This window comes from Haemophilus sp. SZY H8, assembly GCF_018829755.1.
GTDB lineage: Bacteria > Pseudomonadota > Gammaproteobacteria > Enterobacterales > Pasteurellaceae > Haemophilus > Haemophilus haemolyticus_K.
Window position 1 is genome coordinate 389,189 of the sequence record NZ_JAHKJY010000002.1, and the last position, 23,104, is coordinate 412,292.

The 23,104-nt window shown below is 35.4% G+C and carries 18 protein-coding genes and 1 pseudogene; 4 read left to right on the plus strand and 15 right to left on the minus strand.

The annotated features are described in order from the left end of the window. The first annotated feature begins 47 nt into the window (after positions 1–47). The 3 genes from KKW16_RS04925 to hrpA are packed head-to-tail and all read left to right on the plus strand — an operon-like array spanning position 48 to position 4,783. On the plus strand, positions 48–500 hold the full coding sequence (locus KKW16_RS04925) for a DUF441 domain-containing protein (RefSeq protein ID WP_215767991.1): 453 nt from the start codon (positions 48–50) through the stop codon (positions 498–500). Further along, positions 501–875: a DUF423 domain-containing protein gene (locus tag KKW16_RS04930; protein ID WP_215767992.1), complete on the plus strand. Its 375-nt coding sequence runs from the start codon at positions 501–503 to the stop codon at positions 873–875. It begins immediately after the preceding gene. After that, positions 872–4,783 carry an ATP-dependent RNA helicase HrpA gene (hrpA, locus tag KKW16_RS04935; protein ID WP_215767993.1) on the plus strand — a complete coding sequence of 1,304 codons (3,912 nt, stop codon included), beginning with the start codon at positions 872–874 and terminating at the stop codon, positions 4,781–4,783. Before KKW16_RS04930 ends, hrpA begins: the two co-directional genes overlap by 4 nt. 120 nt (positions 4,784–4,903) lie before the next feature. On the opposite strand, the gene rfbB is transcribed toward hrpA, so the two are convergent. The 15 genes and pseudogenes from rfbB to glnA form a co-directional block, all read right to left on the minus strand. Then, a complete protein-coding gene (gene rfbB, locus KKW16_RS04940) occupies positions 4,904–5,923 on the minus strand; it encodes a dTDP-glucose 4,6-dehydratase (protein WP_065265424.1) in 1,020 nt (339 codons plus the stop codon). Continuing rightward, on the minus strand, positions 5,923–7,338 hold the full coding sequence (gene wbaP / locus KKW16_RS04945; protein WP_065265425.1) for an undecaprenyl-phosphate galactose phosphotransferase WbaP: 1,416 nt from the start codon (positions 7,336–7,338) through the stop codon (positions 5,923–5,925). The genes rfbB and wbaP overlap by 1 nt, the downstream gene beginning before the upstream one ends. Next, the gene (locus KKW16_RS04950; protein ID WP_065265426.1) at positions 7,331–8,119 is read right to left on the minus strand and encodes a DUF4422 domain-containing protein; all 789 of its coding nucleotides are present in this window, start codon (positions 8,117–8,119) and stop codon (positions 7,331–7,333) included. Before KKW16_RS04950 ends, wbaP begins: the two co-directional genes overlap by 8 nt. A gap of 1 nt (position 8,120) precedes the next feature. Continuing rightward, entirely contained in the window at positions 8,121–9,050 is a 930-nt protein-coding gene (locus KKW16_RS04955) for a glycosyltransferase family 2 protein (RefSeq protein ID WP_065265427.1), read from the minus strand. Positions 9,051–9,123: 73 nt separating this feature from the next. After that, a complete protein-coding gene (glf, locus tag KKW16_RS04960; protein WP_065265428.1) occupies positions 9,124–10,272 on the minus strand; it encodes a UDP-galactopyranose mutase in 1,149 nt (382 codons plus the stop codon). Positions 10,273–10,286: 14 nt separating this feature from the next. After that, positions 10,287–11,849: an aminoglycoside phosphotransferase family protein gene (locus tag KKW16_RS04965; protein ID WP_065265429.1), complete on the minus strand. Its 1,563-nt coding sequence runs from the start codon at positions 11,847–11,849 to the stop codon at positions 10,287–10,289. Further along, on the minus strand, positions 11,836–12,222 hold the full coding sequence (locus KKW16_RS04970) for an HAD-IIIC family phosphatase (protein WP_065265430.1): 387 nt from the start codon (positions 12,220–12,222) through the stop codon (positions 11,836–11,838). The genes KKW16_RS04965 and KKW16_RS04970 overlap by 14 nt, the downstream gene beginning before the upstream one ends. Before the next feature lies 1 nt (position 12,223). Next, entirely contained in the window at positions 12,224–12,940 is a 717-nt protein-coding gene (locus KKW16_RS04975; RefSeq protein WP_215767994.1) for a glycosyltransferase family 2 protein, read from the minus strand. 17 nt (positions 12,941–12,957) lie between these two features. Next, positions 12,958–14,094: pseudogene (locus KKW16_RS08990) on the minus strand (acyltransferase family protein). Further along, on the minus strand, positions 14,051–15,799 hold the full coding sequence (locus KKW16_RS04990) for a glycosyltransferase (RefSeq protein WP_111304559.1): 1,749 nt from the start codon (positions 15,797–15,799) through the stop codon (positions 14,051–14,053). The pseudogene KKW16_RS08990 and the gene KKW16_RS04990 overlap by 44 nt, the downstream one beginning before the upstream one ends. 2 nt (positions 15,800–15,801) lie before the next feature. Continuing rightward, positions 15,802–16,743: a hypothetical protein gene (locus tag KKW16_RS04995; RefSeq protein WP_215767997.1), complete on the minus strand. Its 942-nt coding sequence runs from the start codon at positions 16,741–16,743 to the stop codon at positions 15,802–15,804. 28 nt (positions 16,744–16,771) lie between these two features. Beyond that, positions 16,772–17,881, minus strand: coding sequence for a hypothetical protein (locus tag KKW16_RS05000; RefSeq protein WP_215767998.1), 1,110 nt, complete (start codon positions 17,879–17,881; stop codon positions 16,772–16,774). Positions 17,882–17,883: 2 nt separating this feature from the next. Beyond that, complete coding sequence (locus tag KKW16_RS05005; protein ID WP_049380793.1) at positions 17,884–18,618, minus strand: ABC transporter ATP-binding protein; 735 nt, start codon at positions 18,616–18,618, stop codon at positions 17,884–17,886. Next, positions 18,618–19,409 carry an ABC transporter permease gene (locus KKW16_RS05010; RefSeq protein WP_065265435.1) on the minus strand — a complete coding sequence of 264 codons (792 nt, stop codon included), beginning with the start codon at positions 19,407–19,409 and terminating at the stop codon, positions 18,618–18,620. The genes KKW16_RS05005 and KKW16_RS05010 overlap by 1 nt, the downstream gene beginning before the upstream one ends. Before the next feature lie 114 nt (positions 19,410–19,523). After that, on the minus strand, positions 19,524–20,942 hold the full coding sequence (glnA, locus tag KKW16_RS05015; protein WP_215767999.1) for a glutamate--ammonia ligase: 1,419 nt from the start codon (positions 20,940–20,942) through the stop codon (positions 19,524–19,526). A 251-nt stretch (positions 20,943–21,193) separates the two neighbouring features. Here glnA and typA point away from each other — a divergent pair, with 251 nt between their 5' ends. After that, positions 21,194–23,044, plus strand: a complete 1,851-nt coding sequence (gene typA, locus KKW16_RS05020; RefSeq protein ID WP_215768000.1) for a translational GTPase TypA — start codon at positions 21,194–21,196, stop codon at positions 23,042–23,044. The last annotated feature ends 60 nt before the right edge of the window (positions 23,045–23,104 follow it).

Genomic DNA, 23,104 nt, shown 5'->3' on the forward strand with positions numbered 1-23,104 from the left:
TCTAAACTTGCTATAATTCTTCACCACTTTTAACCGCACTTTTACTTATGACGTTACAATTTAATATCGTCACCTTATTATTGGTGATTTTAATTATTCTCGGATTACTCAGCCATAATAGCGCAATCACAATTTCTGCTACCGTCTTGCTCATTATGCAGCAAACTTTTTTATCACAGTATATTCCTTGGATCGATCAATATGGTTTAAAACTGGGAATTATGGTTTTAACCCTCGGTGTCCTCAGCCCTTTAGTGTCAGGGAAAATTCCATTGCCTGAACTTTCTGCCTTTATTCACTGGAAAATGTTTTCCTCTATCGGCGTTGGTATTTTTGTAGCCTGGCTTGCAGGCCAAGGTGTTGACCTAATGACAAATCAACCCGTTCTCGTCACAGGGCTTATGATTGGTACGGTTATCGGCGTATCTTTCTTTGGTGGCATACCCGTTGGTCCACTTATTGCTGCAGGTATATTAGCTTTACTTTTAGGGAAAATTTAAATGAAAAACAAATACCTTACTCTTGCCGCTTTAAGCGGATTCTTCTGCGTCGCACTAGGCGCATTTGCAGCTCATGGCTTAAGCCATGTATTAGAAGCCAAAGCATTATCATGGATTGATACGGGTTTAAAATATCAAATGTTCCATACTATTACAGTACTTGCCGTTGCATTATCTGCTTTACGTGACAAAAAATTCGCCCGATTATCCATGTCTTCTTGGTTAATTGGAACCTTATTATTTAGTGGAAGTTTATACGCCCTCGCTTTCGGAGCAAGCAATGTAATAGTATGGATTACGCCTATTGGCGGAACTTTATTTTTAATCGGATGGATTAGCTTAGCTTACGGAAGTTTCAAAAATAAATCGCTATGAAAAACAGATCGGTAAAACACGCATTAACACCTTTACAGCAATCTCTTTTTTCTCAATTAAATGACATCATGCAGGTGGATCAACGTCGCTTATCCGCCCGCATTCATGGTATTGGAAAAATTAAAAGTCAAGAGGCCCAACAAGCCGTTGTTACAGAAATCCAGCTGCAGATTGAACAGGCTCAATTACGTGTAGAAAATCGTAAAAGTGCGGTTAAAAATCCCATCATTTTTCCAGAAAGCCTGCCCGTTAGCCAACGTAAAGCAGAAATTCAAAAACTGCTTTCTGAATATCAGGTCATCGTGGTGGCAGGGGAAACTGGTTCAGGTAAAACCACCCAATTGCCGAAAATGTGTTTCGAATTAGGTTTTGGCAATTTGGGCATGATTGGTCATACTCAACCACGCCGTATTGCCGCGCGTTCTGTGGCTGCGCGTATTGCGGAAGAACTGGAAACGGAGCTTGGCGGTTTAGTTGGTTATAAGGTTCGTTTTAACGATCAAATCAGTGATGATACACAAATCAAGTTGATGACAGACGGGATCCTGTTAGCGGAAATTCAAAACGATCGTTTCCTCAACCAATATTCTTGTTTGATTATCGATGAAGCGCACGAACGTAGCCTAAATAACGATTTTATTCTCGGTTATCTGAAACAGCTTTTACCACGTCGTCGTGATTTAAAACTCATCATCACTTCTGCAACCATTGATGTGGAACGCTTTTCTAAACACTTTAACAATGCCCCGATTATCGAAGTGTCGGGCAGAACCTATCCTGTTGAAGTGCGTTATCGTCCTGTAGTGGAAGAAGACGATCAAGATCAGCTGCAAGGTATTCTCAATGCGGTGGATGAACTGCAAGCGGAAGGGCGCGGCGATATTTTGATCTTTATGAACGGTGAACGGGAAATTCGCGACACCGCTGAAGCCTTACAAAGGCAAAATCTAAAACTCACGGAAATTCTACCGCTCTTTGCACGCTTGTCTGCTCAAGAACAAAATAAAATTTTCCATCCGAGCGGATTAAATCGCATCGTGTTGGCGACCAACGTCGCAGAAACCTCATTGACCGTGCCGGGCATTAAATATGTGATTGACCCAGGTACAGCGCGCATTTCCCGTTATAGCTATCGTACTAAAGTACAACGTTTACCGATTGAACCTATCTCACAGGCATCTGCTAATCAGCGTAAAGGCCGTTGTGGTCGTGTAAGTGAAGGGATTTGTATTCGTTTATATTCGGAAGAGGATTTTAATTCTCGTCCAGAGTTTACCGATCCTGAAATTCTACGCACCAATTTAGCCTCCGTTATTTTGCAAATGACGGCATTGGGTTTGGACGATATTGAAGCCTTCCCATTTGTGGATGCGCCAGATAAACGCCATATTCAAGATGGGATAAAACTGTTGGAAGAATTGGGTGCGTTTGAAATGGTTCGCACCAAATCAGGCGAGAAACGTCAATTAACGGCAGTAGGCCGTCAATTAGCTCAACTCCCTGTGGATCCACGTTTGGCGAAGATGTTGCTGACCGCTGTCTCACAAGGTGCGTTGCATGAAGTGATGATTATTGTCGCCGCGTTATCCATTCAAGATCCTCGCGAGCGCCCACAAGAAAAACAACAAGCTTCCGATGAAAAACATCGTCGTTTTACTGATAAAAAATCAGATTTCTTGGCATTCTTAAATCTTTGGCGTTATCTACAAGAACAACAAAAAGAATTGAGTAAAAACCAATTTCGCCGCCAATGCCAAAAGGATTTCTTAAATTATTTACGTATTCGTGAATGGCAGGATATTTATCAACAAATTCGCCTTGCCGTGCGTGAAATGGGCTTGCCGATTAATTCGGAAAAAGCAGAATATCAGCAAATTCACACCGCACTTTTAAGTGGCTTGCTTTCTCATATCGGTTTAAAAGAAGCGGAGAAACAACAATATCTTGGTGCACGTAATGCCCATTTTGCAATTTTTCCCAATTCTGTGCTTTTCAAAAAACAACCGAAATGGGTGATGGCGGCAGAGTTAGTAGAAACCTCTAAACTTTGGGGTCGCATGGTGGCGGACATTGATCCGGAATGGATTGAGCCGCTCACCGAACACTTAACGAAAAAATCCTATTCCGAGCCGCGTTGGTCGAAATCTCGCGGGGCGGTGATTGCCGATGAAAAGGTGAGCTTGTATGGCGTGCCGATTGTGGCGGCGCGACCAGTGAATTACGGTGCTATTGATCCAACGGTAAGTCGCGAGATCTTTATTCAATCTGCCTTAGTGGAAGGGGATTGGAATACCAAACATAAATTCTTCAAAGAAAATCAACGACTCGTTCGAGAAGTAGAGGAATTGGAACACAAAAGCCGTCGCCACGATATTTTGGTGGATGACCGTACGCTTTTTGAATTTTACGATCAGCGTATTGGCACGGAAGTGGTTTCCCAAAAACATTTTGATACGTGGTGGAAAAAGACACAGCAAAAAGATCCTGAATTACTTAATTTTGAACGTTCATTCTTGATTAATGATGATGCGGAACAAGTGAGCAAGCTGGATTTCCCGAATTTCTGGCATCAAGGTAATTTAAAACTCAAACTGACGTATCAATTTGAACCGGGTACGGATGCGGACGGCGTGACCGTGCATATTCCGTTGCCGTTGCTCAATCAAGTGGAAATGACGGGTTTTGACTGGCAAATTCCGGGCTTGCGGGAAGAACTGGTGATTGCGCTGATTAAGTCTTTGCCGAAATCTTATCGCCGTAATTTTGTTCCGGCACCAAATTATGCCCAAGCTTTTTTAAGTCGCGTCGTGCCGTTGGAAAAACCGTTATTGGATACGCTGATTTATGAATTGCGTCGCATGACGGGCGTCACCGTAGAAGCGGAACATTGGAATTGGGAACAAATCCCGAGCCATTTGAAAATGACTTTCCGTGTGGTGGATGAAAACGGCAAGAAAATCGCCGAATCTATGAATTTAGACGAGCTGAAATTTAGCTTAAAAGATCGTGTGCAAGAAAGCATTTCTGCCGTGGCGGACGATGGTATTGAGCAAAGCGGACTGCATATTTGGAGTTTCGCCGAGCTGCCGCAGTGTTATGAACAAAAACAGCGCGGTTTCAGTGTGAAAGCCTTTCCTGCCATTGTGGACGAAAAAGATGCGGTGGGCATTAAACTGTTTGAAACGGAATTTGAACAAGCGGTGGCAATGCAACAAGGTTTACGTCGCTTATTGTTGCTCAACGTGCCGTCACCGATTAAATATCTGCATGAAAAATTGCCGAATAAAGCTAAATTGGGGCTGTATTTTACACCATTCGGTCGCGTGTTGGATTTGATCGATGATTGTATCGCTTGTGCCGTAGATAAACTGATTGCCGATTTTGGCGGTTTTGTATGGGATGAAGCCGGTTTTGAAAAATTGCGTGATTTTGTTCGAGAAAACCTTAACGAAGTGACCGTAGATATTGCGCAGAAAGTGGAGCAAATCCTATCCCTTAACCATGCCTTAAACCAACGTTTAAAAGGCAAAATGGATTTCACTATGGCCTTTGCGTTGTCGGATATTAAATCACAACTTGCGGATCTTATTTATCAAGGTTTTGTGCAAAAAAGCGGTTATGATCGCCTACCTGATTTACAACGTTATTTACAAGCTATTGATAAACGTATCGATAAACTGGCTCAAGATGTAAATCGTGACCGTGCCGCGATGCTACGCGTGGAACAAGTACAACAGGCTTACCAACAATTGCTAGCTAAACTGCCGAAATCTAAACCGATTTCTGATGAAGTTGCGGAAATTCGTTATATGATCGAGGAATTACGTGTGAGCTTATTTGCACAGCAGTTAGGCACAAAGTATCAGATATCAGATAAGAGAATTTTGAATATAATGAGAGAAATATAAATAAAGATACTCATAGAAATAATATAAGCAATATGTAATTACTCTATTTTACTGGATTACAAGCTTACTATTCAAATAGTACCTATCTAGAGATGTAGTTCGTTTATTTAATTAGGAAACCTATTTAGCATAATAATTATCTGATAAATACCATTCTACTGTTTTACGAAGTCCTTGTTCAAAGGTTATTTGCGGTTTCCAGCCCAATTCTTCATGAATTTTAGAACAATCCAATGAATATCGCACATCGTGACCTGGTCGGTCTTTTACAAAAGTAATTAAATCTTCGTAATACTTAATGTGATTAGGCTTATTTAGCACCAGTTCTTCGAGTAGTTCACAAATCATTTTAACTACTTCAAGGTTCGTTTTTTCACAATTTCCACCAATATTATAACTTTCCCCGACTCGACCTTTTGTCAAAACTAAATATAAGGCTTGAACATGATCTTCCACAAATAACCAATCACGAATTTGCTGCCCATCACCATAAATTGGCAAAAACTTCCCCATCACAGCATTTGAAATCATTAAAGGAATGAGCTTTTCAGCATGTTGATAAGCCCCATAGTTATTGGAACTGTTTGTGATAATCACAGGCAAACCATAAGTACGATACCAAGCGTGCACCAAATGGTCACTCGCCGCTTTTGAGGCTGAATAAGGACTACTCGGATGATAAGGGGACTGTTCGGTAAAGGCTGGTTCGGAAAGGGATAAATCTCCATACACTTCATCAGTAGAAATATGATGGAATCGAAAGGTCGTTTTTTTAGTTTCGTCTAAGGTATGCCAATAATTCTTAGCAACCTCTAACAAGGCATAAGTCCCCATAATATTGGTTTGAATAAAATCAGCCGCTCCCGTAATAGAACGATCGACATGACTTTCAGCTGCCAAATGCATCACCGCATCCGGTTGATATTTCTCAAAAATGCTTTCTATCGACTTAAGATCACAGATATCAACTTGCTCAAAAGTATAACGAGGATTATTTGCTACCTCTTTCAAAGCTGATTGATTTGCCGCATAGGTCAGTTTATCAATATTGATAACAGAATCTTGAGTCTGATTAATAATATACCGAATAAGGGCGGAACCGATGAAGCCGGAACCGCCGGTGATGAGGATGCGTTTCACTAATAAGCTCCAGTTTTATTCCAAACAACTTTCACTGTTTTAAGTAAAATCACAATATCATTCCATAAAGACCAATTTTTAGCATACCAGGTATCGAAATAAACGCGAGTATCATAGCTCACGTTATTTCGCCCACTGACTTGCCATAAGCCAGTCATTCCAGGTTTAGCCATAAGGTAATAATCCACATCTTCTTGATAGTAAGGCAATTCCTTTTTCACTATTGGACGAGGTCCGACTAAACTCATTTCACCTTTAAGTACATTCCAAAGTTGAGGTAATTCATCTAAGCTTCTTTCTCTTAACCATCTGCCTATTGGTGTAATGCGTGGATCATCTTTAAGTTTAAAGTCTTTTTCCCATTCTAATCTAGCACTTTCATCCATTGCTAAAATCTTTTCTAACACTTCATCTGAATTATTCACCATTGTTCGAAACTTCAAACATTTGAATTTCTTTTTGTGCTGACCAATTCTTGAATGCTCGTATATGAAATTACCGCCATCTCTTGTGATTATAAAATATAAAGGAATACAAAATGGTAACAATAAAAGTAAGAGAAAAGATGAGCCTAAGATATCAAAGGTTCTTTTTACAATCTTAGATGAACGTTTTGCTAAATTATTATTTACTCTAAAAAGCACCATTTCCTGGCTAAATAAAAAAGACATATCCGTGCCATAAAGTGGAATACCTCGAAAATCAGGAATTACTGAAATAGAACGGCATCCTTTACGAATTAAATAACGTAACCAAAAATCTTGCTCAACTTTCTTTTCCTCATCAATCGCCAGAATAAACTGAGTAAATTCAGGTGAAACCAATTCCATTAGCCGTTCAGAGTTATGGTCCATGATAGGGACCCCCTCTAGAAACTCTGAATGATCATCTTCCGTTGTAACAAAAAATTTTATGTCGAATCCTAAATACGATTCATCATTTAAAGCGTTAAATACCGCTTTAGCATTTTTCCCATTGCCTATAATGATAGTTTCTTTTAGATACATGCCGCTTTTTATTAAAAGATTTTTTACAAAAATTCGGGAGAAAGGAAGTCCTACAAAGATACAAATCCAAGTTACAGACCAGAAATAACGGGAAACATATAGACGAGAAAAGGCAACAATTGCTAATTCAATAATGAAAAGAATCAATAAGGTACGGATAATTTCTTTTAATTCAAACCAAAACGGTTTGCGGTAAGTATAGTGCCGTAATCGTATCCAAAACCATAACACACCAACGAAAGATACACAGGCATGAATCAATACATAGTCATTAAATTCTTCCAAAGGAAAATAAAAACGGCCGCCACGAGTAATATCTAACACTTCATAGGCAATAAATAATGAACTAAAAAGTGTTAAAAAATCAGTAGCTAACAAAATAAATTTACACCACGTAATTTTATGCATAGTGAAATCCTAATCTTAAAAATTTCCGTTTTAATAAATTAATCGCTTTTTTTAACAAATTCTCGCCTTCCAAATTAACTACCGGAATTTCACAAAACTTTAACTGATGATGAACCAACCAAACATTGAATAGGCGCTCGGCGATAAAACCAAATACTCTTTTTTGGTAGCTATCATACTGGGTTATATCTATTCGCTTTTCTAATTCAAACAAAATAGGGAAAAGCCACTTACAGTATTCTGATGCGTTCTCTGATGACATAACAAACATATTATAAATATGAATCTTTCGGCCTTGCATAATTGTATCAAAGCTCGTTATGTACTCAGGATGCAATTCAGAAATAATTTTCCTTGTACAATTCAGATCCTTAACATGATGGGCATGTTGGTAGTGAGAATAAATTGATTCAATAAAATAATTTCGTTTTTTCGGTAAAATCGCATCATATTTTTCTAGAAGAGATAGCAACTCTCTTTCTGATGCAATATGCTGTTTCTTCAAACATAACTCTTTACCTGCAAAATAACGCCGATAGTGTACTAACCCAACATATTGGTTATTTTTAAAGATACCATTTTGCCAAGCCCAATAAAGTCCGGTTAATTCACAAAAACTACTATTTTTTTCAGCTATATTCACACCAACACTATCTTGGTAAAACCTTTCATTTTTTAAATCACTTGTAGTCTCCCCTCCCACAAAAAGCGGGCAATAGCATGCAGAATCTGGAAACTCGTAGTCTTTATGCGTAATCACTAATACAGTAAGTTTTTGCATGTTATTTTAAGTAATCCTTGTGATGAAAAAAATTACCAGTAAGCCCGTGCCACATTGCACGCCAAGCAAATAGTAAACGAGAAAGACTTGGCTGAGTAAATGCATAAAACCAAGTCGTTTTAACAAAAAAAGTCAGAGCATAAATAAACCCTTTATGCTTGGCAAAAGTAGCAATTGTATTACGACAAAAACAATATTGTTTTAAATCTGAATGTGCATTATTAAACCGTAATTTACCCCAAAACATTGGTTCTGATATAGAGCTGGCTATAGGGTGATAAAACAATGCATCAATCACTGTCAAAATTTTGGCACGGTATGCCTCCGCACGCAGAGTATATTCTCGCTCATCTCCCCAAATAAAGTACTCCTTCATAGGAAATCCCATTTGTTGGACAAGATCTCTTCCGATTAATGTACCATTAAAAGGCAATACTGTATCCTTAATTTGATTATCTATTTTGAAAGACTGAGGAATATCAGAGTAATGATCGAGTACTTGCAAACTATTTGGTAAACGTAAGCTAAAACTTAGTTTCTCTTTGCCTTCACAATCAAGCACAATCGGACCTATATAACAATTCTCAGTAGTGTAAGGTAAGAGTTTTTCCAAACATGTTTCAGCTGGAAATCCATCATCATCCATTAACCAAATATAATCAAAACCTTGTTCAAACGCATACTTAATTCCTTCATGGAATCCACCTGCACCGCCCATATTTTCGGATAACGTGATTAAAGTAAAAGCATCATTGTTTATCCAACCATGCTCACCTAAAAAATCGGCTGTACCATCAGTACTGGCATTATCAATCACCACAATATGAGATAAAGGGTGTGTTTGAGCTTTCAGTGCATTTAAACAATTTAATAATAATGCTTTGCGGTTAAATGTCACAACCACTGCACAAATTGATTTTTCAGTATGCATAATTGACTCAATTTTATTTAAACAAAAGCCATACACGAAATCGTATATGGCTTGATGATAGACTCGCTATACTTTAGTCCATATTTACATAAAAAGGTTTAAGTACAGTCTGTTTTTCTAATGATTCTCTTACAACATCAGCTGTTTCTAAGGCTTCTTTAATCGTCACATCCATATCTAAATAACGATAGGTACCTAAACGCCCTACGAAAGTCACTTGCGTTTCTTTATTCGCCTTTTCAACATATTGTTGCAAGAGTACTTTATCTTTCACTAAACGAATCGGGTAATACGGAATATCATTTTCACCACATAGACGACTAAATTCACGATAACAAATTGTTTTCTCGTGTTGTTCCCATGGTGCAAAATGTTTGTGTTCTGAAATACGAGTATATGGTACTTCTTCATCACCATAGTTAATTACCGCATTACCTTGAAAATCACCCTCATCGCGGAATGCTTCAAAATCTAAAGTACGATAACCTAAGCGACCAAGTTCAAATCCAAAGTATGCATCTAACGGACCTGACCAGAAAATGTGATCAAATTCTGCCTTCATCGATTCAGCAAATGGCGTATTTAAACGCACTTCAATATTTTCATGATCTAAAATCGCTTCCACAACTTGCGTATACCCCTCTTTCGGCATACCTTGGAATTTATGTGCGAAGTAGTTATCGTCATAGTTAAAACGTACAGGTAAGCGTTTTAAAATGCTTGCCGGTAACTCTTTTGGCTCTACACCCCATTGTTTTTTGGTGTAACCATAGAAAAACGCTTTATACAAATCCTTACCGACAAAACGCATTGCTTGCTCTTCAAAGGTTTGCGGATCAGTAATAGACAAATCTGCTTGCGCCTCAATTAAAGCTTTTGCTTCTTTCGGTGAGCACGTTTTGCCAAAGAATTGGTTAATCGTATGCAAGTTAATTGGGAGAGAATACACCGCACCTTGGCTAATCGTTTTTACACGATTAACAAATGGCATAAACTCACCAAAGTTGTTCACATAATTCCATACTCGCTCATTATCAGTATGGAAAATATGTGGGCCATAAACATGCACCATTACATTTGTTTCAGCATCACGTTCAGAATGGCAGTTGCCTGCCACATGGCTACGAGAATCGATAACAACTGTTTTATAACCTTTCTCTGCTAATTCACGAGCAATAACGGCATTTGAGAAACCAGCGCCGACTAATAAGAATTTTTTCATTATATTCACCTAATTTAAGATTTAGTCATAAAAGTACGATATAAACGCAGAGCATTTGCAAGCATTGCATCTTGTCTATGGGGTTTATCATAATGTAATGGTATCATTGATAAAAATAATAAAATTGTAGGAGCTATAATATCTTCATGTTGAATATTTGGTATTATTAATTGCTTCATGAAAACAGCTTGTATTTTTTCTAAACGAGCATCTAAGTTAAACGTTAATTTAACACCAATATCATTATTTTTTTCTAAATTAAATGAGTCCGCAATAATAAAATCATATAATCCAATAAAAGAATGACAAAGTTTAGCCAAATCATAACTTTGATTTCCATAAATTGTTAATTCATGATTAATATTTAATCCTCTAGGATCTATGACTTTTATTGAATTACTACGAGAATCATACATTATATTACTAAAACATAAATCACCATGAACTACTGACGGTATTATAGGAAGTGCTAATGCTTTATTTACACAGTCTTCCGCAATTTGCCACAAAGAAGGCAAGTCAATACCATCGTAACGAGTCGGCTTATATAAGTCTAGACCTACTTGCTTTGCATATGCTATCAAGCGCTCGTATGTTTTATCTGCATAAAGTGCGGTAGAATCCTGATTGATTTTTTCAAGAAGCACTTCATCTCCTCTAGGAAAATATTTTCTTGATTCACTCATATAAAATGAGATCAATCCTAAAACTTTCTCCCAAAAAATTACCGGATTTCTTCCATGCACAAAAATTTCATTCAATGGAAGTATTGGTAAATACTCTGTTTCATAAAACGGATTATCTTGTTCTGTTTTACCAACTTGAATAAGCTGTGGAGTAAATCTTTTTAATCCCGCAGGTAAAGCCTTAAACCAATTTGCTTCAGCCTCAATTTTTCGTGGCGGTGAGCCCGATTTCCACACAACACCGTCCTCTATTTTTAATGAATTAAATGCTCGTTGGGTTGTTATAAGTGAACGCGATTTAAAGTAGGTATTAATATGTCCAAAGTCGTACCACGATGATACATCTTCGTATTCAATACCATTTTCTTCTTCATAAATATTGACGGCTTGGGAAAAATCACCTTGAGATAAGGCTAAAGCCCTTACAAATGCTTTAGGATTACTAAAGGAAAAAAAACCACACCACACCGCATTATATTTTTCATTAAATTGCCAGATGTAATCATCTTCCGCTTTTGCTAAAGCAATGCAATTTTCATTTTGAGGAAATGAGCCTAGTAGCGTATCTCCATGTAGTAAACGTAAAGGTTCGTTATTATCCCCGATGGTATTCAAGACATAAAGAAGAGCCATTCCTAACGAAATGCCATCTTGAACAAAAATAGGCTCGATATTTAGCTCATCTAGCAGCAATGATTCTTCTATACTTAATGCATAAGTACTCGGTAAAGAAACCACTATTTTAATATCTTTTGAAAACTGCTCACGAAGCATACTAATCTGATGAGTTAATAATTTCTTATTACCTATAGGTAAAAAAACCGGGGGGATTGCACCAAATTCATTACGAAATTCAGCATTAACATAGGCCGCAGAATTAATTAGAATCATATTCACCATCCATTTTTATTAATTTACGGATTTCATCATAACTCATAGAACTAAATTCATCTGGACGAATTGCACGATCATCGACATAAAAACCATCATGTCCACACCACGGCTTACCAACATAAATTTCATCATAAGGTACATTATGACGCTCTAACCAATCAATAATTATAGGTAATGTATTAACATTAATTTTTCCCACATTCCCTTCATAGGTTCTCATATTACGACTAGAACTAATAATTATCTCAAAGCCTTGAGCTTTATATTCTTTTAATTTTTCAATAACTGAAACAATGGGCTTAGCATTCTTATAATCACCATTTTCAGTTAAGGTGATAGTATTATCTAGATCCATGATAAGTCGTTTCATATTAAGCATCCCCTTTTAATAATTGTTGGTATTCATCTGGAGTTCCACAGAATAAGATACGTTCATTTTCAATTAAATCATAGAAGACTATCGAACCAACTTCGATTAAATCATTATAAAGTGGCGCAATATAATACTCATTCTTTGCTGTCTTTCGATTTTCTTTTGCAGAAAGAAATAATCTCTCAAATACTGACTTTCTCTTAAAATAATAAAGGCCATCACTGCATAAATCAGAAATCCGCTCTTTTTCAGTCGTGCGGATTACCTTTTTAGAATTCTCTTCTGCTAACGCAAAAGACCAATGCTCTCCTTCACCTTTAAAAACCTCTAAATAACCATCACAGTCATTCACCCACTCAGGTTTAACAAAATCAATTATGCGAGAATCAATATTAAAAACATAAATCTCTTCATCATGATCGAGCTTATTAATTCCTTGGTATACCGTATCTGCCTGTCCGAGTGTTTCTTCGGGCAAACAAACTAATTCGTAATCCAAGATACCAAGCTCAACTATCGCTTTCTCTAAGAATTGTTTAGTGTCATAAACATCTCGATAAATAAAAACAAACTTATCAGTTTTAAAATATCGCTCAAATGAGCGAACTGACCAAGAAAAAACAGTTTCACCGTTTAAATCTAATTGATATTTTGGTTTTGTATAACCTGCTTTAAAAAAACGGGAACTTAGTCCCGCCATTGGAATAATAAACATATACACTTACACTCTTATTAAGTAATTTTAAAATAACTACTAGCCTTTTTCATAATATCTGTGCTTCTGTTCTCTACCATAAAATAAACTATTGTAGAAATCAAAATTACTATAGAAATGAATACCACTAAATTAATATATCCCTTTAACGAGAAATCAAACTTCATACCTAGCAATGACTGCATAACATATTGAACAGAATAATGCATTAAGTATATTGAATAACTAATTTTCCCCAAAAACACTAATACCCTTAAATTCAGCAATCTATTTAATAGAGTATCAAACTGCATAAATGAAATAGATATTGCCACCAAAATAAATATTAACGCTAAAAAGTCATTATAATTATGTTGATTCGAAAACATAATATAAAAAAACACAGCACAAGACATCATCTGCAAGAAAGAATAAATCACCATCTGCTTTCTTTTCTTATTGTCTAGACTTATTTTTATCGGCTCTAGCCATCTATAAATAATAACGCCTAGGCTAAAACCAGCTAAACATCTAAGCATTCCAGAGTTCATATACATTATATATTCATTATGAACACCTAATCTGCCAAACGTAACAAACAATATAGAATAAATAAAAATAGATATAAGAATAATTAATGGAATTGATAGTTTTCTTAGCCAAATAAAGAAAATTAAATTAACCCACAACTCACAAGATACAGACCAAGAGGCACCATTCTAATATTGATGATGGGGATGAAATCCTAGACCATTAATAAAAAGTACCTGTTGAATAAACGTAAAAAATATACCATCTTTATAATAATCTGCTGGAAACTGCCAAGAAAAAGATGTTAATAAATCTCCATTTTTTGGATAATGCACAAAGAATACAGTGCTAAGAAATAAAAAAAGCAAGATTATAAGTGAGAATAAATGTAACGGGTATAAGCGATATAATCTCTTTATGAAAAACTCAGTTGAACTCATTTCTTTATCAAAGTAAGATTTCTGTATTACTATACCGGAAAGTATAAAAAAGAAATCAACTGCTAGCTCTGCAGAAACGAAATTATTTGGTACGGTGTAATGAAATATGGCAACTAAAAGTGCCATAATTCCACGCCAAGAGTCTAATTCAATAATATGTTTACTTTTCATTTTGACTACTAAATAATTTATCCCAAGAAGCATTTTCTTTTGAATGCTCTCTAAACTCTAATAATTTAGAACGATAAGATTCAATATTACGTATCAAATGAATATAATTTTTAACAAATCTAATGGCCAATCGAATACTTTTACCTCTTTGTAAAGTGGCCTCTTCCATTGTTCGATTCAATGTATTGAATAATCTTACTTTTTTACGACCATAGAAAAAAATAGGCTGCCTTTCAAAACCATACTTAGATGAACCTTCAGTGCCTAATCCAAGATAAGATAAAATTATGCCTAGTAATTTTGTTGATTTCTTATGAAAACGCGGCTCAGTATAATAATAATCAACATCAGAAACAGTGACTGTATTTTTCTTAAGCTCTTTAAGTGTTTTCATAGCCCATTGATGCAAATCGGCAGGATCTTTTTTATACTCCTCATTTATCACATGCTCTAATGCTAACACATTAAATTCAGCAGCCACATAATTAAATGTAATCAAATTCTTTATAAATTTTTTCAATGAAAATAATTTAATCAAATTATAATATCTTTGGTAAGAAAGAAGGGCATTCATAATCATATTACGTGGAAGATAATAATCTTCCATAATTTCATTATATTTTAAGATAAATGGATCATGCCAAACATTAATACCATTTAAAGAAACAATTTCTTTATTATTTCTCATTGAAAATTCAATATCATCACCTCTAACAAAGATTGGTAAAGGCAACCCATTTTCTTTAATTAATTTAGTTGAAAATGCGGAAAACCACCAACCAGATAGGCCGTAGATACTTTCTGAAAATGTATTATTTAATGCAACCCCACGATCCCGCATATCTTGGAAATGTCCTTGGTGGTGAAAGCCATTATTATCTAAAATTGTATTTCGTTCATATTGCAACCAACGTTCATCTGATGAAAACATTGAACCAGCCAACATCACATCAAAATACTCAGGTCTAATAAATTGAAAGAAACGATAGGTTCTTAATAAAGATTCAAAGTGAAAGTTGATATCATCATCCATTAATAACACATGGGAACTATTTGACTCAATTGCTTTACAAATAGAATGCGTAAAACCACCTGCGCCTCCCATATTCTTACTTTTATAGATATGAATATTTTTGTACTCTTTATTCAGTTGAATTGGATCACCATTATTTGTAATTATTACATCCATATTCAATCCATTTTTATCGATACCTGTTTCAAGAACATCAGCTGATTTTTGAATATAGCTTTGTCTATTATAAGTACAAATACAACAAGAAAGTTTATATTCTTTATTAACAACTTCCGACTCTGTAGTAAAGCAAACATTACTAATAATACTATCCACATCATTTGCTCTAACACTTACATAGAGCACTTTTTGCATATTGAATTGATCAATTCTAATCTTATGATGTTTTTCTTTATCAGAAGATAAAATTTCTTGATGTAAATCCTGCTCATATTGATAGAATGTATGGCGATAATCTAACCCTATCAAGTTAATCTGAATATTTCCTTTAAAGGAAAACTCTAGATACAGATTATCTAGAGAACAATATCTTAACCATTTTTCAATAGAAAAAAAGTTAAAGTAAGTATCAAATGCAATACTATTATATGCCTTAATTTTAATCGTTTCATTATTCAATAAAGCATAGTTATTTCCTCGTACATATAAATGAGAAAGCTCTAGAGAATGTGGATAAAATATAACATTTTGTAAAACAATAGACATTTTTAATTCAGACCTCTAATGTAAATTCTTAATGGATTATTAATCTCTCTCTCAACTCTTTTTACTGCAAAAAGATTATTTGAATTAAATATTTTCCATTTATTATCACCATCGTATAAATACTCAAATTTCTCTAAGTATTTGATATCATTATTTCTAATTGCCTCAATATCCTTAGGTTTAATCTCATAAAATTTACTCCTAAAGAAAATTGCATTTACAATCTTTCTTAATAGGTCATTGCGATGAATTCTTTTGTACTTCATAAAGAACTTCCACAATTTGCTATCGAATCGGTGTACTTCTGATAATACGTAAGGTAATCCATCTGACTTTATATTCAAAGCATTTGCCAACGATGAAAATACGATTTCTTCTCTAGGATAGTGAAGCTGGCTCTCTAATAAATTATGCTTTTCACATAACTCTATTATTCTCATAAGTAAATCAATCTTATACATACTCCCTTCAATTTGAGAACCTATGATCATTGATGAATTATGCAATTTTAATAAATTAAGGAGTTTTTTGTCTTGCTTTGCTACAGCACCGACCCACCAATAAGTAAAAAATGAATTTACCCTTCTGAAATTAAATAGATAATCTTTACCTTTCAAATATTCTTCTATTCCTAATTTAACAAACATATCATTAGATGAGTGAAACAAAACATGAGCATCAGAACTGATATTATTATAAATATATTTAATATTTAAAAAATGGGCTGAAATAATCCCTCCCCAAGTAGTTTGAGCTTGATTAGGGTTTACATGATAGTTATCTACTTTACCTTTTAAATACTCTTCTAGTTCAGATAAAGCAAAATTTGCTGACTTAGAAACATGGACAACTACTTTTGCTGAAGGGAAATACTTTTGAATATTCAAAAGCTGCTCCAAAATAATATCCTTTTTTTCATGCACAAGTAATGAAATTATATACATAAAATACCTATAAAATTAATATATTGATTTAACGACAACTTCTTAATCGAGGTTTATTATTTTTTCTAATAAAACTAACATCACACCCTAAATGCCTATATAAACTAGTATGTTTTTCTAATCTTCTAGGAAGAATACCTTCTATATATTTAAGTTTATCATAAACAATATCCTGAGCTGATATAAAATCAATGTGGTGATCATATTCATCTCTAGAAAATTGTTTATTACAAACCAGTTTATCCATAGAATAAACAAAGTCTGGTAAACAATTGATTACTGGTAGTAATGCTGACAATTTAACAGCAAAATCAAATAATATCTTCCCTCTAACTAACTCTGAAATTTGATCCAAGCCAAAAACATCTTTCCAGAATGATTTTGGTAATTCAGGAGGAGGAGATGTAAATACGGCATAAATATGACAAAAACCCAAATTATTCAGATACTCTTTGAGAGCCAAGATTCCATCAATCATCTCCTTAATAAATAGCGGAATATCATAAAAACCAGAATTAGCCATTTTATACGGTAAATTAAAATCAGTATCAACAGAACCAAAATGGAGTAAAATAACACTATCTTTGGGAATTTTAATTAATGTATTCAAATATGGTTTCATTTGCTCATTAATTTTTCTTAATCCTCTAGCAGACCAGCCTGAAGCCCAAAATGGCAAGTAATTCTCATTATCACCAAAGATATAATCAAAAATTTCTGTTGAAGATGAACCAAAAGCAACAACTTTTCTCTCATTCTCATTCTGAATAGGTAAGCTATCCTTAACAAATGTTGCTTCTTTATCTAATATTGGAAATAATGATAAATAATTACTGAATTGCTCACCTTGAACAATTCTTAAAATACCATTACAATCAGCAATATAATACATTTGCATCCCTGGATTTGTACAGAATAAAGTAACGGAATTATCAATGACTTGAAACTTGAAACTTGAATCGTATAAAAATAATTCATCTGCCTCATATGATGAATCTATAATAATACCATCTCGATGACGAGCAAACTCTCCTGTCATCACATTTATTAAAGAAACTGCTTCAGATAAATCAAACTTATGAGGATTTACGAACTTATATAAATTACAACCTAAATAAATATACTTACCTTTTATCATGTTTATTTACCCTCGTATTTTTGAATAATATCTTCTGCCCTCCCTTGCGCTACGACATGTCCCTTATCCAACCAAATTACATTTTGACAAAGCTCTTTCACTTGCTTACTAGAATGAGATACAAAAAGTAATGTCGTACCATTTTGAAGTAATGACTCCATACGCTTCCTGCATTTTTCTTGAAATGCTATATCTCCTACTGCAAGTACCTCATCCACAATTAAAATGTCAGGTTTAACAATTGTGGCTACAGCAAATCCTAGCCGAGCAGCCATACCAGAAGAAAAGTTCTTAATTGGGACATCAATAAAATCACCTAGTTCAGCGAATTCAATAATTTCATTAAAATGCATCTCCATAAAAGCTTTTTTATGCCCTAATAATGCACCATTTAGATAAATGTTTTCTCTAGCTGTTAACTGTGGGTCAAATCCAGCTCCTAGCTCAATAAGTGGAGCAATTTTACCATGTACTTTTACAGTCCCCTTATAAGGTTTCAAAATGCCACAAATCAACTTTAAAAGTGTCGACTTTCCCGAACCATTGGCACCGATTACCCCCCAAGATTCCCCTTTTTTAACTTCAAAATTAACTTCTTTTAATGCTAAAAACTCTTGAAACATAAGCTCACCTTTTAGCATCTTAATCACATATTCTTTTAAGCCATTATAGTTTTCAGTCGCTTTATTAAATCTAACTGTTGCATTTTTTACTTTAATTATTGTTTCAGTATTCATCATATATATAAAATAAATTCATCTTGTTTTTTATTAAAATACCAAGCTCCTAAATACAAGACAATAAGAGCAGTTATAAAGCCAATTAGTATAGTTTCTAGATTTGGAAATCTTGCATATAGAATAATATCTCTAAATTGTTCTATATAACCATACATAGGATTAGCATTTTGATATAATATACGGTATTCTTCAGGAATAATTGACACCGGATAAAATAAAGGTGTCATATAAACCCACATAGAAATAAAAACGCCCCATAAATATTGGATATCTCTAAAAAATACTGTAATTGAAGCGAGCCATAAGCCCAAACCTAAACTAAAAATAAATACTTGTAAAATAACTATTGGAAAAAATAAAAGACACCAAGAAAATTCTGCATTAGTAAAAACCATAACAATCACTAATGCACCTAGAGAAAAAAACAAATTAACAAGAGAACTTCCAACTTTTGATATCGTGAAAATATATTTAGGCACATAGGTCTTCTTTATTAAAGAAGCATTTCCAGATATGGATCCAACAGACATATTTGTTGCTTCAGTCATAAAAGTAAATAAAAACTGTCCTGAAATCATATAAAGAGGGTAATTAGGAATATCAAATCGAAATAGATTAGAAAAAACAACAACAAGAACCATCATTAACATTAATGGATTCAAAATACTCCACAGATACCCCAAATAACTACGACGATATTTAAGTTTTACATCCCTTATAATCAATTGTTTTAGCAATTCATCGAAAGCCAAGAATCGGCGAAATTTACCTAAAAACTTATTTAGCATAATCTATATCCTATCTATAACCAGATGCTGATTATACACTAATTCAAAGCTATATCACATACAAAAAGTGCGGTCAAAAATTACCGCACTTACCTTGTTCAATATCTAATCTAATTAAGCATAATACATCTCAAACTCAACTGGATGTGGTGTCATATTTAAACGTTCTACTTCTTTACGTTTAATGTTAATAAATGCTTCGATAAAGTCTTTCGCAAACACACCACCTTGCGTTAAGAATTCATAGTCTTTTTCTAATGAATTCAAGGCTTCTTCTAATGAGCTTGCAACTGCAGGAATATCTTTTAATTCTTCAGGTGGAAGATCGTAAAGATTTTTATCCATTGCATCACCTGGATGAATTTTGTTCACTACGCCATCAAGGCCCGCCATTAATAATGCAGCAAAGGCAAGATATGGGTTTGCCAATGGATCTGGGAAACGTGCTTCAATACGGATCGCTTTCGGGCTAGTTACTGCCGGAATACGAATTGAAGCAGAACGGTTACTTGCAGAGTAAGCCAATAATACTGGTGCTTCAAAACCAGGCACTAAACGTTTGTATGAGTTAGTACTTGGGTTAGTGAATGCATTTAATGCTTTTGCATGCTTAATGATACCGCCGATATAATAAAGTGCGGTTTCAGAAAGGCCTGCATATTTATCACCTTGGAAAATGTTTTTGCCATCTTTGCTTAATGACATATTACAGTGCATACCTGAACCATTATCACCTGTGATTGGTTTTGGCATAAAGCAAGCGGTTTTGCCGTGTTCTAAGGCAACGTTTTGCACCACATATTTATAGATTTGTGTTTCATCTGCTTTTAAGGTTAAGCTGTTGAATTTCGTTGCAATTTCGTTTTGGCCTGCTGTTGCCACTTCATGGTGATGAGCTTCGATGACTAAACCCATTTCTTCTAAAATTAAACACATTTCAGAACGAATATCATGAGCTGTATCAATTGGTGTCACCGCACAATAACCACCTTTCTTCAATGGACGATAAGCATTGTTACCGCCTTCATATTTTTTATTGGTGTTCCAAGCAGCTTCAATGTCATCAATGGTGAAAGAAGCACGATTCATTGATACATCAAAACGCACATCATCAAATAAGAAGAACTCAGGTTCTGGACCAAAGAATGCCTGATCTGCAACACCTGTTGAACGCATATAGTTTTCTGCTCGAATAGCGATTGAACGTGGATCACGATCATAGCTTTGCATGGTTGTTGGCTCATAAACGCTACAACGAATTGAAAGTGTTGGGATCTGCGCAAATGGATCGACTACTGCAGTTTCAGCAATTGGCATTAAAAGCATATCGGCTTTGTTAATGGTTTTCCAACCTTCAACAGAAGAGCCATCGAACATTTTGCCATCTTCAAACATATCTTCATCGACAAGGCTAACCGGGATAGAAACACCGTGTTCTTTACCTTTAATGTCGGTGAAACGAAGTAGCACGAACTTAATATCGTTCTCTTCGATCAGTTTAAATACGTTGGCAATTGCATTTGCATTTGGCATAAGGAGTCCTCTATTTTGCTATGTGTATAATCTTTACAAAAATGAAAGGCGCATTATAACGTAACCACTTACCTTTTTCATTGGATTTATTTTATCACCCAGCATAGCAGATCAACGAAATATCGTGTATAATTTTTGCCCTTTCAACATTCTCTTGTAGGGTGAGTTCTACTCACCAATTTAAACTACTTGGACTATTCGGTGGTGTTAAAATTCCACCTTATAAAACTTAAACTTTAAGAAAGTAATAAATGAAAAACGACATTGATATTAACAAATTGCGCAATATCGCAATTATCGCTCACGTTGACCATGGTAAAACCACCCTCGTTGACAAACTTCTTCAACAATCTGGTACATTTGAATCCACTCGTGGTGATGTTGATGAACGCGTAATGGACTCAAATGATCTCGAAAAAGAACGTGGTATTACCATTCTTGCAAAAAATACCGCAATTAACTGGAATGGTTATCGCATTAACATCGTCGACACCCCAGGACACGCGGACTTCGGTGGTGAAGTAGAACGTGTGCTTTCTATGGTAGATTCTGTACTTTTGGTGGTAGATGCCTTTGACGGTCCAATGCCACAAACGCGTTTCGTAACCCAAAAAGCCTTTACTCACGGTTTAAAACCAATCGTAGTTATCAACAAAGTTGACCGCCCAGGCGCACGTCCTGATTGGGTGGTGGATCAAGTATTCGATTTATTCGTTAACCTTGGCGCAACGGATGAGCAATTAGACTTCCCTATTATCTATGCTTCTGCATTAAATGGTGTAGCAGGTCTTGAACACGAAGAATTAGCGGAAGATATGACGCCGTTATTTGAAGCGATCGTTCAACATGTTGAACCACCAAAAGTGGAATTAGATGCACCATTCCAAATGCAAATATCCCAATTAGACTATAACAGCTATGTGGGTGTTATCGGTATCGGTCGTATCAAACGTGGTGCAATCAAACCAAATCAACCGGTGACTATCATTGATGGCGAAGGTAAAACTCGTCAAGGCCGTGTGGGACAAGTATTAGGTCACCTTGGTTTACAACGTTATGAAGAAAATATTGCTTACGCAGGAGACATCATTGCCATTACCGGTTTAGGTGAATTAAATATCTCGGATACTATTTGTGATATCAATGCCGTTGAAGCCTTACCTTCATTAACTGTTGATGAACCAACTGTAACCATGTTCTTCTGTGTAAATACTTCACCGTTTGCAGGTCAAGAAGGTAAATATGTGACTTCTCGTCAAATTCTTGAACGTTTAAACAAAGAGTTAGTTCACAACGTGGCATTACGCGTAGAAGAAACACCAAACCCAGATGAATTCCGTGTTTCTGGTCGTGGTGAATTACACCTTTCTGTATTAATTGAAAATATGCGTCGTGAAGGTTATGAGCTTGCAGTTTCTCGTCCTAAAGTAATCTATCGTCAAATCGACGGCAGAAAACAAGAGCCTTACGAACAAGTGACTATCGACGTAGAAGAACAACACCAAGGTTCTGTCATGGAAGCATTAGGTATCCGTAAAGGCGAAGTTCGCGATATGATGCCAGATGGAAAAGGCCGTGTTCGTTTAGAATACATCATCCCAAGCCGTGGCTTAATCGGTTTCCGTGGTGAATTCATGACCATGACGTCTGGTACCGGTTTACTTTACTCTAGCTTTGATCACTACGATGACATCAAACCAGGTGAAATCGGCCAACGTAAAAATGGTGTATTAATTTCTAACGCAACAGGTAAAGCACTCGCTTATGCGCTATTTGGTTTACAAGAACGTGGTAAATTAATGATCGAAGCCAACGTAGAAGTTTACGAGGGTCAAATTATCGGTATTCATAGCCGTACAAACGACTTAACTGTTAACTGTTTACAAGGTAAAAAACTCACCAATATGCGTGCATCAGGTAAAGATGATGCCATCGTCTTAACCACGCCGGTGAAATTCACCCTTGAACAAGCTATTGAGTTTATCGATGACGACGAGTTAGTGGAAGTGACACCTGAATCGATCCGTATCCGTAAAAAACTCTTAACGGAAAACGATCGTAAACGTGCAAACCGTACTACAACCAGCACGAGTACTCACTAACAAAAATGGGATCATTGCGATCCCATTTTTATTTTCCTAAATCCATCATAAAGTTTTATG